Below are 358 nucleotides of genomic sequence, written 5' to 3' on the forward strand. Positions count from 1 at the left end.
CTTATGAAGATATTCAAAAAAGGTTGTTTCTCCCTTATATTCTGCTTCTATGCACTGCCATATGATGTCACCATCAAAACCAGCTAGATTATAAAAGTATTCGTAACGAGCTTTGTACTCTTGGTTCGTCAGCAGGGCTTCCAAATAAGGTAAATCATCTTCAAAAAGAAGCGGCTGTAAAAAATATGGTCTAAATATTGTTGTGCCATATCTTAGAAATATAAATTCATTGTTTTCTAGTTTTTCCTCAACACCCAGCCCGAACTCTAAACTCAAAATAGCTGGCAACCTCTCAAAAGCAAGTGAGTGGTTTTGCTCATGACAAGCCAATAAGAACATCTGATATAGAGTATCTAAT

Annotated in this window: 1 protein-coding gene; it reads right to left on the minus strand. The window is 35.8% G+C overall.

Annotated elements, in window-relative coordinates; translation table 11 throughout:
- Window positions 1-358 (minus strand): hypothetical protein (locus tag AAEY88_RS12675; RefSeq protein WP_350562950.1); only part of this gene is annotated, 358 nt, incomplete at both ends.

Source organism: Psychrobacter sp. CAL346-MNA-CIBAN-0220 (assembly GCF_040309805.1).
Taxonomy (GTDB): domain Bacteria; phylum Pseudomonadota; class Gammaproteobacteria; order Pseudomonadales; family Moraxellaceae; genus Psychrobacter.